At 70.2% G+C, this 12323-nt stretch carries 10 protein-coding genes; 3 read left to right on the top strand and 7 right to left on the bottom strand.

The window, feature by feature from the left end; translation table 11 throughout:
* Positions 1-100 precede the first annotated feature (100 nt).
* On the bottom strand, positions 101-961 hold the full coding sequence (locus ACZ5KP_RS08815) for a polymer-forming cytoskeletal protein (protein WP_460922327.1): 861 nt from the start codon (positions 959-961) through the stop codon (positions 101-103).
* A 239-nt stretch (positions 962-1200) separates the two neighbouring features.
* Here ACZ5KP_RS08815 and ACZ5KP_RS08820 point away from each other — a divergent pair, with 239 nt between their 5' ends.
* Both ACZ5KP_RS08820 and ACZ5KP_RS08825 read left to right on the top strand, forming a co-directional pair.
* Positions 1201-3492 carry a hypothetical protein gene (locus ACZ5KP_RS08820; protein WP_460922325.1) on the top strand — a complete coding sequence of 764 codons (2292 nt, stop codon included), beginning with the start codon at positions 1201-1203 and terminating at the stop codon, positions 3490-3492.
* A 349-nt stretch (positions 3493-3841) separates the two neighbouring features.
* Positions 3842-5341, top strand: coding sequence for a hypothetical protein (locus ACZ5KP_RS08825; protein WP_460922323.1), 1500 nt, complete (start codon positions 3842-3844; stop codon positions 5339-5341).
* Positions 5342-5378: 37 nt separating this feature from the next.
* Here ACZ5KP_RS08825 and prs read toward each other — a convergent pair whose 3' ends face one another.
* The gene (gene prs, locus ACZ5KP_RS08830) at positions 5379-6257 is read right to left on the bottom strand and encodes a ribose-phosphate diphosphokinase (RefSeq protein ID WP_460922321.1); all 879 of its coding nucleotides are present in this window, start codon (positions 6255-6257) and stop codon (positions 5379-5381) included.
* A gap of 906 nt (positions 6258-7163) precedes the next feature.
* On the opposite strand from prs, the gene ACZ5KP_RS08835 reads away from it, so the two are divergent.
* The gene (locus ACZ5KP_RS08835; RefSeq protein ID WP_460922319.1) at positions 7164-7994 is read left to right on the top strand and encodes a COX15/CtaA family protein; all 831 of its coding nucleotides are present in this window, start codon (positions 7164-7166) and stop codon (positions 7992-7994) included.
* Positions 7995-8049: 55 nt separating this feature from the next.
* Here ACZ5KP_RS08835 and ACZ5KP_RS08840 read toward each other — a convergent pair whose 3' ends face one another.
* The 5 genes from ACZ5KP_RS08840 to ACZ5KP_RS08860 all read right to left on the bottom strand — a co-directional run bounded on the left by ACZ5KP_RS08840 (position 8050) and on the right by ACZ5KP_RS08860 (position 12057).
* On the bottom strand, positions 8050-9144 hold the full coding sequence (locus tag ACZ5KP_RS08840; RefSeq protein ID WP_460922318.1) for a hypothetical protein: 1095 nt from the start codon (positions 9142-9144) through the stop codon (positions 8050-8052).
* Positions 9145-9210: 66 nt separating this feature from the next.
* Positions 9211-10305, bottom strand: a complete 1095-nt coding sequence (locus ACZ5KP_RS08845; protein ID WP_460922316.1) for a poly-gamma-glutamate biosynthesis protein PgsC/CapC — start codon at positions 10303-10305, stop codon at positions 9211-9213.
* A 179-nt stretch (positions 10306-10484) separates the two neighbouring features.
* Positions 10485-11162: a phosphoribosylformylglycinamidine synthase I gene (gene purQ / locus ACZ5KP_RS08850; protein WP_460922314.1), complete on the bottom strand. Its 678-nt coding sequence runs from the start codon at positions 11160-11162 to the stop codon at positions 10485-10487.
* Complete coding sequence (gene purS, locus ACZ5KP_RS08855; RefSeq protein WP_460922312.1) at positions 11159-11413, bottom strand: phosphoribosylformylglycinamidine synthase subunit PurS; 255 nt, start codon at positions 11411-11413, stop codon at positions 11159-11161. The genes purQ and purS overlap by 4 nt, the downstream gene beginning before the upstream one ends.
* 455 nt (positions 11414-11868) lie before the next feature.
* Positions 11869-12057 (bottom strand): DUF7470 family protein, encoded by a 189-nt coding sequence (locus tag ACZ5KP_RS08860; RefSeq protein ID WP_460922310.1) that lies wholly within the window; start codon positions 12055-12057, stop codon positions 11869-11871.
* Positions 12058-12323: the final 266 nt, after the last annotated feature.

Here is a 12323-nt window from a genome sequence, read left to right on the forward strand (position 1 = left end):
AGTCCAAGTCGATCCTGGCGTCGACGATAGCTGCCGGTGAGGAAAATCGTCCGTGGATCGCGCGTCGTCGCCCCTCGCGCATCGCCGATCGAGCCCCGACTCAGTCGCTCGGGCGGGGGAGCGCGGCACCCTCGACGATCTTCACTTCGCCGCTGGCGCGCATCGTGCCGTCGACGTCCGCGCCGCGACTCACCGCGAGATCCGAGCACGCGACGTCGCCGAGCACCCGAGCGTCGCCGTCGAGCGAGACGGTGCCGTCCCGAGTCGAGACGTCGCCGTGAATCGTGGTGCCGTCGCCGACCACGACGTCGCCCTTCGCGCGCAGACTCCCGAACACGTCGTTGTCCTCGCCGACGACGATCTCCGTCGCGCGGACGTTGCCGTGGAGCCGGCAGTCGTCGCCGATGTGAGCCGGCGTGTCGGTCTGCCAGGTCTCGTCGCCGACGCGGGCGCCCCGCGGGATGACGAGTGGTTCGGCCTCGATGGAGTCGCTCTCGGTGAGGTTGCCGACGAGCTCCTGGGCGGCGTCCTCCTCGCCCATCCGCAGCAGCTGGGAGAGGTAGACGAACAGGAAGACGATCGTCGGCATCGGGTTCCGGATGACGATCCAGCCGTTGGCCTCGAACCCCTCCTCGATCTCGACGTCGTCGCCGATGTCAAGGTCGCCAGCGACCTTCAGCTCGCCGTCGACGTGGACGCGCTCGCCGAGGTAGGCGTCGCGGCCCACCAGCACGTTCCCCGCGACGTCGGACCACATGTCCAGCCGGCAGTCCGCCTCCGCCTCGATGTCCCCGCCGAACTGCGTGCCCTCGCCGGCGAGGACGTTCCTGCCCCGGACGCCGAACTCGACGGTTCCACGGCCGCCGACGACGACGTCGCCGTCGGTGACCAGGTCGTGCTCCTCGACGGTCGTTCCGTCTGGAATCACGAGCTCGTCGAGTGGCCGGTTCCGGAGCGCCATACACGATACGTGGGCGACCCACGATAATAAACGGCCGTCAGACACCCGTATGACGCTGGCCGCTCCCTGTCTGAATGTCGGCGAGCACCGGCGTCCGAACGACGGCAGGTATACGGTACCGGCTGCAGCCAGCCGACGAATGGCGGAGCTACGTTCGGCGTAGTCCGCTGCTTCTTTTCACGGTCCTGCCCGACCGCCTGCCAATGCGGTTATTGCGGTTGCCCTCCGAGCGAACCGTCATGCAGCGACGAGCGCGGTCGGGCGATCGAGACTGGCGGCGCTCGCGTCTCGGGTGCATCGCGCTCCTCCTCATCGTGGCGATCGCGGGCGGCGTCGCGGTTGGAGCGGTCGGCGGCGCCGGTACAGGGGGTGGTCCGGGCGCCCACGCCGACGCTGGTACGGCCGATCTCGCCGGTCACGACGCCCACCGAACGGCGATCACGCCCGAGAAGGGACTGCGGACGAGCGACGTTGAAGCGGGCAGTATCGAACTGGTCGACGCCGAAACGATCGACAGCGCCAGTACGACGATCGGGGGATCCAGTACGACCACCGCAGGTTCCAGTGCGTCCCCGGCGTCCAGCGCGACCGGGCTATCGACGTCCTCCTCCTCCGCCTCCTCGGCGTCGAACGCGAGCGGTGCGTCCGCGAGCGCGGCCCAGTCGGGTGGCTCGATCGTCGAGCGCGTCGAGTACGGGCTCCGCCCAGGCCAGCCCGATCGCGTCGAGGCGACGATCAGCTACGAGATCCCCGACGGCGTCGAGACGCTGACGTTCTGGATCATCCACGGCGAGTACGAGGTCGTCGGACTCGACGGGTTCGAGGAGACCGAACAGGGAACGTTCGAGTGGACCGGCACCGGCGACGGCGGGACCGTCACGATCCGCCACGACGTCACCGAGAGTTTCCGGGAGGGGGACGTCGACGGGCGCTACGTCGACGGGACCGCCGACTGGGCGATCGTCACCCGTCCCCAGACCGGTACCAGGTGGAACTACACCGGCACGAACCCCGGACTCGAGTACGAACTCGCGACCGACGGCGAGGGCTACGCGGGCGATCGCTTCGCTTTCCTCGGCCCCCACGAGCTCCACCAGGAGACGGTCTCCGGCGAGCAGCTCTCCCTCGTCGTTCCCGACGCCGCGGATCCGGCCTCGACGCCGACCGAGATCCTCGACTCCGTGGCCTACGCCAGCGAGCAGCTCCACTTCGGCGACACGAACCGGAACGACGAGGTCGTGCTGATCGCAGCGCCGACCGACGGTGCAGACTGGAGCCCGCCGGGGCTGGCCATCGGCTCGGACGCCCGCGTCAGCGCCGACGCGGCGGTCGACGACCCGGTCAACGTCTGGGTCCACGAGTACGTCCACACGCGCCAGTATCGCGACGCGGACCGGGCCGACGGCGACGCCGTCGCCGACAATGCCCACTGGCTGATCGAGGGCAGTGCGGAGTACTACGCTACGCTGACGAGCTACGAGCAGGGGCTGATCGACTTCGAGACGTTCCAGTCCGTCCTCGAGCGCGGCACCGAGCCGCCCGCCGCCGACGCCGTGCTCGCCGACCGCTCCACCTGGGTGACCAACGACGCGGAGTACGAGAAGGGCGCGCTCGTCGTCGGTGCGATCGACCGCAAGCTCCGCGCGGCGACCGACGGCCAGGCCACGTTCCAGGACGTGATGGAGCGGTGGAACAAGGCAGACACGTTCACCGCTGCGGATCTCGAGGCGGCAGCCGTTGCGCTCGGCGGCGAGTCCGTGGGCGAGTTCGTCGAGACCTACACGCGAACGGACGCGACGCCCTCCGTCTGGGGGAAGAACACCCACGAGCAGCTCTTTGCCGTCGAGCAACCCCGCTTCGACTACAGCGTCGTCTCCGAGCCCCCACTGTCGGTGTCGAGCCCGTACAGACAGGGCGAACTCGTCGATCCGCTGGCCGTCGGGGAGAACGTCACGACGCGCGTTCGCGTCGACAATGTCGGAAACGTCGAGGGGACCTACCGCGCGACGATCACCGTCGGCGGCCAGGTGCTGGCCGAGGCCACCGGCACCCTCGTTCCCGGCGAAACCGAGACCGTCGAGCTCGCCGCCCGCCTCGAGGCGACCGGCGACCTCCGGATCGTCGCGGGCGACTACGCCCGCACCGTCACCGTCGTCGAGCCGGCGACGCCGAGCGTCCAGCGCCTGCGGGTGAAGCCCGAGTCGCCCGTCACCGGCGAGACCGTCGACGTCGTCGCCACTGTCTCGAACCCGACGAGCCGCCCGGCGAACGGAACGGTCGCGATCCGCGCGGACGGCGAGGTGATCGGCACCGAGCGCGTCCAGTTGGCTCCCGGCGCGAACGGAACGGTCGCGATCTCGACGGAGTTCGCGAACGCCGGCGAGTACGAGGTCACCGCTGGGGACCTCTCCGTTTCGGTCACCGTCGAGGAGGCCGGCCCGCTCGATCTCGTGCCGCCGGTCGCGGTCGGTGCCGTCGTTCTCCTGTTGTTCGTCGGCGCACTGTCGCTGGCCGCGATTCGCCGGCGGTAGGCCCGCCCGATCGGTCGTGGGCAGTTCCCCCGCTTGAGCGTCGATTCCACCGCCTCCAACGCTTCCATCACTTCCAGTACCTCCAGCATCTCCAACACCTCCAACACCTCCAACACCTCCAACATCTCCAACACCTCCAACATCTCCAACATCTCCAACATCTCCAACACTTCTAGCATCTCCATCACTTCCATCGCCTCGACGACGTTCGACAGGGCCTTCGCTTCGCAGAACGCCGCTCCTACCGCCGTTCCCGGCCGGCGATCGACCGCCGCCGGGCCCAGAATGCACTCCGTACCGCGCTGCATGCGCTCTATTACAATGCAAAACTCCCCCAAACCACCGGGCCATGGCAGGGCGATCCGCGGCCGACCGACCGATCGCCCGTTCCGGGCGCGACGACGCCGACGTCCGTCGGTCCACTCCCGCCGCCGACGCGGACGCTCCTCCGCCGACCGTCGTCGAGCGCACGGTCTACCGCGACGACGCCGCCAGCGGCGTGGTCGACCTCGCTATCGTGTACGAGATTCCGGAGAGCGTCTCGAAGCTGGCGTTCTGGATCGAGCGGCCGCAGGTGTCCGTCGTCGCCACGGACGGCTTCGCGTCCAGCGACGTGGGCGATTACACCTGGCAGGGGCAGGTCGAGGGCCCTGCCTTCGAGTGGGACGGCACCGGTGACCGCGCAACGGTCGTCCTCCGGCAGCCACTCGACGCGACCCCGGCGACCTACGGCGCTGGCACCGACGACTCGGCGCTCTGTCTGCGTCCCCGGACGCACACGCGCTGGCGCTACCGGGGGACCGAGCCCCAGATCGAACGGGCGGCCGACGTCCAGGGCACCGGCGTCGCCGGCGAGCAGTTCGCCTTCCTCGGCGAGCACGAGGTCGCCGAACGGCGCGTGGAGCACGAGACTGCCGGATGCCGCGTCGAGCACGATCCCGACGGATTCGGCTCCGATCTCGACGCCTCACGATCGGGCCAGGGAACCACGGAAGGACGTGAGGCGCCGACGGAGACGCTCCGCCTCGTCGTTCCGGACGCTGCTGAACTCGCCGCCGGTCGGGAGCGCGTCCTCGACTCGCTCGTCGCGGCGAGCGAACGGCTCGGAGGCGGGGGACGAAACGACGTCGTGACGGTGTTCGTCGCGCCGACGACGGGCGTCAGCTGGGCGCATCGGGGCCTCTCGCTCGGGCCGGACGCGCGCGTCAACGACACGGCACCAATTGCGGCGCCGACGAACATCTGGGTGCACGAGTACGTCCATACCCGGCAGGATCGCGAGGCAGTGACGCCCGCGACCGAGTGGCTCCTCGAGGCGACTGCCGAGTACTACGCGGTGACACAGGCCTTCGAACGCGGCGAGATCGGGTTCGACGCCTACCGAACCGTCCTCGATCGCGGGGCTGGCGGCGAGCACGCCGACGCGATTCTCGCCGATCCCGCGACATGGACCGGCGACGCCCAGTACCGCAAGGGCGCGCTCGTCGTCGCCGCGCTGGACCGACGGATCCGTGCGGCGACCGGCGGTGCGGCGACGTTCCAGGCGGTGCTGGCGGAGTGGACTCGCGCGGGTCCAGCCGGCTTCGACGCCGCCGCCTTCGCCGATGCCGTCGAGTCGGCAGGCGGTCCGGTGGCACGCGCGGCAGCCGTCGCCTACACGCAGCGCCCGGTGACGCCCCGGAGCTGGGGCGCTCTGGCCCACGCGACGACGTTCGACTGTTCGCCGGCGGACTGTGGCGTCGAGAGCAGTACTGCAGAGCGTTCCGTGGACAGGATCGCTGCCGACGGCGTCGCTGTCGCCGAGCAGGGCTACGACCTCGTGAAATCGGACCTGGCTCGCTCGGACTGATTGCGTCCCGCTCGTCTCAATCGGGACGCGTCTCGCGCTACAGCTCCTCGGCGATCGCCGGGGCCGCCGAGACCGTGCTGACGGTCCGCTCGATGGTGTCCGTCGCGACGATCGCCTCGACGCCGGCGCGGGCGAGCTTGCTCCGCGCGTCGCGGGCCAGCAACGGGTGGACGCAGGCCACGAACACGCGATCGACGCCCCGGTCCTGGAGCACCCCGATCGACTCGCTCATCGTCGAGCCCGTCGCGACGATGTCGTCGACGACGACCACGTCTCTGTCTGCGACGTCCGCGCCGCCGGGCTCGATCGAGACGTCGGTGCCGGAGTTCCGGGTCTTCTCGAAGTGGTCGACTGCGCCGGCGCCGTAGGCGTCGCGCACCGTCTCCGCGATCTCGATCGCGCCGGCGTCCGGCGAGAGGAAGAGGGGATCGGCGAGGGTAGGGTCGGGGGTGGTCTGGAGCGGCTCGGCGAGCAGCGCCTCCGCGTCGACCGCGGTCGCTGGCGGGTCGAAAAACTCGCAGACGTCGGGCTCGTGGGGCGTCACGGTGAGGATCCGGTCCGTGCCGGCCGAGAGTGCTTGTGCGATCGCGCGCGCCGTGACCGGTTCGCCCGCCTCGAAGGCGCGATCCTGACGGCCGTAGCCCATGTACGGCAGCACGGTGACTACCTCGTTGATATCGGCCTCCCGGGCTGCGTCCTGGAGCTGGAGCACCTCGAGGTGGGCCTCGGCGGTCGTCGTCGAGGCGACGATCACCGCCCGGTCGACGTCCGCGAAAGACTTGTTCGCTGGCGGCGCCAGCGCGAACTTCGATTCGCCGTCCGGGAACGCCGTCTGCTCGACGGCGCCGAGTGGCTCGCCCAGCTCTGCGGCGAGCGCGGCGGCCAGGGACTGCGACGTGGACCCGCTGACGATCATACAAATCGGTGCGCCCGGGCCGCGAAAACGTGTTTCGATCCTAGGGGCAGCAGGTGGCTGTTGAGAAGGACGCGTGATCGCTACCGCAGTAGACCGCCACGGAAGCCCCCTCCCGCTCGCGTCCGCTCACTTGCTGCGCGCTTCACTCGCTCCCGTTGGTCGCTCGTTCAGTGCTTGTTTTTCCGAAAAGCTCGCTGTGCTCGCTTTTCGACGTTCGCCTCGCTCCGCTCGGCTCACCTTCGCGAGCGAACGCGAGCGGTCGGCCCCTTCCGGAGTACCGGAAGATCGCAGATCTTCCGTACCTCGCGAGAGCTTCGCTCTCGCTCAGCCCCGCCCGGATGTTTGCTCAATCCAGCGAGCCCACGTTGGGCGGTGGCGCGCGTTTCGCGGCTCCTTCTGGAGCCGCGTAGCGTGCGAGGGACGAGCAGCGCAGCGAGCGAAGCGATGCGAGCAGCGCAGGAGGTTGGGGAGGACGAGGTTGCGGTAGACGGTGCGGGGTGGGGCTGAGCGAAATCTTTGATTTCGCGAGGTACGGAAGATCTCCGATCTTCCGGTACTGAGCGAGACCTTCGGTCTCGCGAGGTACGAAGGATCTGCGATCCTTCGATACATCGAAAGGGGCAGGGCGACTCGGCTGTCCCCGGGCGAAGTAAGCACCGGAAGGAGGGAACGAAGTGACTGACTGAGGAGCGCAGCGAGCGTCACGCGAACGAAGTGAGTGTGACCTCGAAAGACGAGCGAAGCGAAGTCTTTCGGTGCCCGGGTCATCGAGCGTTCTGGGGCTTTCGGAGGCACCAGTTCCGACGGTGCTCCCCTCCCTGGTCGGCAATCGACACTGACTCTTACGTTTCCTGCTAGCCGCCATCGACGGTCAGACTCATATGTGTCAGGTCCCGAACTCCGACAATGTCGCTTCGCTCGCGCGCCGGCGCGATCGTCCCGTCGCTCCCCCGACTCGCGGTGGGCACCCTCGCGCTCACGTTCGTCCTGATGCTGCTGGGGATCTGGACCGCCGTCGGCGGCTACGGACTCACCTGTGAGGGGCGCTGGCCGATCTGTGACGGCGCCGTGTTCGGCCTGTTCCCGGCGAACTTCGGGAGCTTCGTCGAGTGGTTCCACCGACTCGTCGCGATGATCGTCGGCTTCGCGATCCTGGGCACGACGATCTCGGCGTGGCGGGCCGGCGTCGAGCGCCGCGTGCTCGTCGCCTTCGCGCTCGCGCTGGTGCTCACGCCCATGCAGATCGTGCTCGGCGCGCTGACGGTAACGACTTACGAGCGGCTGATCCTCGCGACCCACTTCGCCTCCGCGCTGGCGATCCTGGCGCTGTTCGCGGCGGGCACGATCTGGACCGTGGACTGGGAGCCCCCGATCGATCGCCTCGTCGGGGTCGCGGCCGCGGTGCTCGCGCCCGCAACGCTGCTGACGCCCGGCGTGGTGATCGCGCACACCGCCGAACTCCACGTGCTGTTCAACGCGCTGGCGCTCGGCGGGTTCCTCGCCCTCTTCGTCGCGAGCCTCGCACAGGCAGCCGACGGACCGACGCGGCTCGCTGCGGGCGGTGGTGCGGCCGCCGCAGCGATCGCGATCGTCGTCGGGCGCGTGCGGCTCGATCCGACCGGGCAGGCGACCGTCGCTGCCGGGCTCGCGGTCGCGTTCGCGCTGGCGGTCGCGACGCTGTGGCTCGCCCGACGGACCAGCGAAGCTGGCGGCCCGGTCGGCCTCACGAGCTCCTGAACGCCGGAGCACTCTTCGCTCGGTTTTCTCAGGTCGCTTCGAAAACGCGGCCCGCTCACCCGATCTTTGGCGTCCCCGAGCGCTCGAACCGGCCAGCGATCGCGTCGGTGATCGCGGTGCCGGCGGGCGTCTCTTCGACGCCGGTGACGAGCGTCGGCCCGGCAGCTAGCGCCTCGTCGAGCACGCGCTCGCCCACCGCGTCGGTGTCGTGGACGACCGTCGGCGCGGCACAGCGCTCCGCGAACTGCTCGGCGAGGGCGCCGACCACGTAGACCGTCGGGACCGTCCGGCGTTCGTGGCACTCGCTGGCGTAGTCCGCGAGCGTGGCAGCAACCGCGCGGCGTGAGCGATCGGTAACGACCACGAGTTCGATCGGCTCGCCGTCGGCGCAGAGCGCGCGGCGGAGCCGTTCGAGCGCGACCGCGTCGGTGACGCCGAGGGCGTCGTAACACCGGCCCGCGGGCAGGTCGATCCACTCCGGCCGGGAGGACGCCGCGAGCGCCTCGCGCTCCTCGTCGGGCATCGGCGCCTCCTCGAGCGCGGCGAGCGCGCCGTCGATCGCGGAGCCGAGCTCCGCACCGGGTGCGTCGGCGTCGTGGGCGCCGACGTGAGAGATCGTCGCGCCGCGGCGCTCGACCGCGGTCGCGAGATACCGTCGTACTGCGGGCGTTCCCTCGGCGTTGACGACGTGGGCACCGGCGGGCACCGCGCTGGCGATCGACCGGACGACGTCGCCCCGTCCCGGCCCCCTGGTCGCGGTGCCGTCGCTGCCGGCGGCGGTCACCACGGCGACGTCCGGCGGGCCGAGCATGTCGCGGGCACGACCGACAGCCTCGCCGTCGCCGTGGGCGTCGACCAGCAGCACGTCGACGGCACCCCGATCGCCGCGGCCGTCCAGCGTCGGATCCTCCTCGTCGATGGTCACGGAGCGGGCCGCGTAGCCGCGGCGTTCGAGGATCGCGCGTAGCTGCTCGGTTACGGCGGCGGTCCCGACGGTGCCGAGAACGAACACGCGTGCCTCGACGGCGCCGCGGCGCGGTCGGAGGATCCCCCGGATCGAGCGAAGCAGTCCACCGCCGTCGCCGGACTGTCGCCCCGACGACTCGCGGTAGCTCTCCCTGGCAGTTTTCGACCACGAGGGGTCAAACACCCCGGATCACCTCGGGGTCGATGGGTCCACTCCGCCGCGCTCCGAGGGCCACAGAGCGACCGCAGTTCACGACGGCCACCTCCCCTCGGCGGCACGGAGGCGCAGCTCGCTGGGGCGCTCGCGCTCGCGACGGGCCAGCACCAGCCCCGCCGTACCGAGCGCGACCAGCACCGCGATCGCACCGAGGACGCCGGGGAGCGCTCCGCCCAGTCCCGCGGTGGCGACGAGGGAAACGACGGCGAGGACGTACAGCGCGCTGCCGAGTGCGATCCCGTCGAGCAGGTCCGCACCGGCGTGGTGGCCGAACAGCCGGGCGTCCTCCGCACCGAACGTACCGGCGAGCAGTGCGGGCAGCGCTGGCGCGCCGAACGCGACGGCGATGCCACCGATCGCCGCGCCGAGGACGCCGACCGTCGCCGCGAGCCGTCGGCTCGGGAGGCGAAGCCTGGGCTGGAGCGTCGCGATGGCGATCGCGCTCACGATCCCCGCGAGGAGGAAGGTCGCTGGCACTGCGACGCTCTCGAGCGACCAGACGGCGAGCAGCGGCACGGACACCGGGCCGGTGTGGATTCCGTAGCGCCACCGTGCGAGCGTCCCCGCTGCGAGCGCGAGCAGCAGGACGCCCGCCAGCACGGCCAGCGATCCGACGCTCACGTCGCCGACCGCGCTCGCCTCGACCAGCTGGCCGAGCTCGGCGCCTGCCAGTGCACCCCGGAGCACCAGCCCGGAGAGCGCGAGCGCGAGCAGCGCCGTCACGCCGCCGATCGCGATCGCGCCGCGTTGCTCTGCGGGCTGGCGCCGCAGGTCGTCGGCGAGGACGCCCGGGACGACGGCGCCCACGAGCCACAGCTCCGGGAAGGCCGCCGGCTCGCCGAGCGCGGTGGCGATCGCGAGCGTACCCAGCGGAACGATCGTGCCGGCGACGGCGGCGACCGCGCGCAGCCGACGCCCGTGGAGGAGCGTCCGGCGCGTGACGACGGCGAGCGCGAGCAGGGCCACGCTCGCTCCCGCGAGGACGACCAGTAGGATCGCGGGGACGAGCACGGACACCGCGGCGACGAGTGGGAGGGCGATCGCGGTCTCGGCGCGGCCGTCGCCGGGGCGTGCGCTGACGGCGACGATCGCGAGTCCGAGGAGGGCGATCAGGACCGCGACGATCATGGCAGTTGGTAGCATCCCCACTGCTTTAGGTCTTGAGGGCAACGGCACTGCTCGGGCGGTAGCACGGGGCCACGCCGACCAAATCGGCAAGGAACGGAGGTGCGACTCGACGGAGCAGCGGAGCAGACGGAACGGAGCTGGAAGCGACAGAAGGAGCGGCCTTCGATCGGCGCGGCGGGCTACCCGGTCAGTCCTTCGATGATCGCGCGGCCGTCGGTGCCGCCCAGCTCCGGCAGGGTCGCGCGCTCCGGATGGGGCATCAGCACGGCGCCGTTCTCGCAGTCGCCGAGGACGCCCGCAACGTTCCCCTTCGAACCGTTGGGGTTCGCAGCGTCGGTGACCTCGCCGTCGGCGTCGCAGTACCGGAAGAGGACCTTGTCTTCGGCGATCAGGTCGTCGTAGGTCTCGGACTGGACCTCGTAGCGTCCCTCGCCGTGGGCGATCGGGAGCTCGATTACGTCGCCCTCCTCGAATGCGCGGGTGAACGGCGAGTCCGTCGTCTCGACGCGGAGGTGGACCGGCTCGCACTGGAACCGTGCGCTCTCGTTGACGGTGAACGCGCCCTCGACGAGCCCCATCTCCGCGCAGATCTGCGCGCCGTTGCAGATCCCCAGGACGGGAGTGCCGTCGGCGGCCGCCTCGCGGACCTCCTGCATGATCGGCGTCCGGGCCGCCATCGCGCCGGCGCGGAGATAGTCGCCGTAGGAGAAGCCGCCGGGGAGCACGATGCCGGTGGTGTCCTCGGGGAGGCCGTCCTCGTACCAGACGATCTCGGCGTCGGTGTCGAGGTCCTGCAGCGCGCGAAGGGCGTCCCGGTCGCAGTTCGAGCCGCCGAAGCGGACGACGGCGACCGTCATGCTCGCGGCTCGACCTCCACGTCGTAGTCGTGGATCGTCGGATTGGCGAGCAGGCGCTCGGCCATCGACTCCGCGCGATCCGCCGCCGCCGCCTCGTCGTCGGCATCGAGATCGATCTCGTAACGATCCGCGAAGCGGAGGTCGTCGAGTTCGAAGTCCAGGCGCTCGAGGGCGCGCTGGGTGGTCGCTGCCTCCGGATCGAGGACGCCCGATTTCAGCCGGACGGTGACCGTCGCGGTGAACGCTGCCATTACGTCCTGCTCCCAATGCTGCGAGCAAAACGCTTTCGAAGGGACGTACGGAGATGTCGGTCTGGACGTGGGGCTGTCGGGGCGGATCGCGGTGAGAGCAGACCGCCGATCAGCAGAGCAGGTCCACCCGCCGCGAACCGCTCGGAAGCCCCCTCCCGTTCGTCTCACCTAACTCGCTGCGCGCTTCGCTCGGCCTCCGGCCTCGCTGCAGTGCTTGCTTCGTTACGTGAGACGAACGGTCGGCCCCTTCCAGTTCCGGAAGAGCAAGCTCTTCCGACCTTCGCAGAATCGAAGATTCTGCTCAGTCCCACCCGGAGCGTGATTTGAGCGGGCCGATTTTCCGGTGGGAAGTGCAGTGGCGCGCCTCGCGGTGGAGAGTTTCGCGGAGCGAAACGAGCCCCAGCCGGCGCTCGCTCCGGGCTGGAGGCGTCGTGGAGCGCCCGATTCGACCCGATCTACACCATCCCGCCCATCCCCATCGCGCCGAGCGCGCTGGAGACGAGCGAGCGGACGATCAGACCGAGGCCGGCGATGGCGATCGCCAGCCCGCTGGCGATGAGCAGATTCTGCCACGCGATGATCGCGATGCCGCCGACGAGCAGGAGCAGACCGACGATGCCGCCGATACCGAGATGCTTGAGCATGTGCTGGCGGACTCGTCGGTGGCCGATAAGCGCGGCGGTTCCGGGCAGTCGCGTTGCCGTTTCCGCGTCCAGCGGCGTCAGCGGCGGATTCGGCCAGCAGTGCTTCGAGAGATGGTGGCTCGGTCAGGTGCTATCGTCACACGGGGCTCAGCGGGGGTAACTCGTCGTCATCGCCACCGACCACCGCTTGCGTCTGCCCTGTGAAAACAATTCCCCGAGACGATGGCGCCTCCAGACGAGGCCGTCCACAGGTTCTTATACCTTGT

The organism is Salinarchaeum chitinilyticum (assembly GCF_055390775.1).